This window comes from Paenibacillus sp. GbtcB18 (genome assembly GCF_019091125.1).
GTDB classification, from domain to species: Bacteria; Bacillota; Bacilli; order Paenibacillales; family NBRC-103111; genus Paenibacillus_F; species Paenibacillus_F chitinolyticus.
This window is the reverse complement of the sequence record NZ_JAGXJX010000927.1, coordinates 1-233: the sequence shown is the minus strand read 5'-3', so window position 1 is coordinate 233 and position 233 is coordinate 1. Positions and strand designations below refer to the sequence as shown.

Genomic DNA, 233 nt, shown 5'->3' with positions numbered 1-233 from the left:
AGACGATGCAGCCGGTCGGCCTGCCTTTTGAGCTGCCGATGGGTTCTCCCTCTCCCGGATAAAACACCAGCCTGCTGCCTCAAGCTGAGGTACGTAACCAGGATATCGTCGTCATGAGACAGATTGACGGTCACTTCATACCAAAAATGTTTGCGGATATCGACAACCTGAGACTTGAGCTGCCCGCTATCGGGTTCGATTTTACTCAGCTGCTTCCGAAGCTTGGTTCGGAC

The 233-nt window shown here is 53.2% G+C and carries 1 pseudogene; it reads right to left on the bottom strand.

What is annotated here, in order from left to right:
• Nucleotides 1–233: pseudogene (locus tag KVT34_RS31325) on the bottom strand (helicase); the annotation flags it as partial.